1 protein-coding gene is annotated in these 333 nt (G+C 59.5%); it reads right to left on the bottom strand.

The annotated features are described in order from the left end of the window. A partial coding sequence (locus H6B10_RS15870) for an ATP-grasp domain-containing protein (RefSeq protein ID WP_204652408.1) occupies nt 1-333 on the bottom strand: 333 nt, incomplete at both ends.

Here is a 333-nt window from a genome sequence, read left to right as displayed (position 1 = left end):
GCCGTGCAGCTTCAGGAAGCTGTAAACGGGCACCTTGACCGCATAGTAGGGGCTCTTGCCGCCGCGCCACAGACCGGTGCCGTAGCCCATATCCTTGAGCTTCTCACCCAAAGTGCAGCGCACGGCCAGATCGACCATGGGCACGCCGGTGACCTTGCTGATATACGGCACGGTACGGCTGGAACGGGGGTTCACCTCAATGACATACACCTTGCCATCCTGCACGGCATACTGGACGTTGACCAGGCCCACAACCTTCAGTTCGCGGGCAAAGCGGCCGGTATAATCCACCAGTGTGTCAATGACCTTCTGGCTGAAGTTGTACGGCGGGTA

The organism is Gemmiger formicilis (genome assembly GCF_016901605.1).
Classification (GTDB): domain Bacteria; phylum Bacillota; class Clostridia; order Oscillospirales; family Ruminococcaceae; genus Gemmiger; species Gemmiger formicilis_B.
This window is presented reverse-complemented; position numbering and strand designations above follow the sequence as displayed.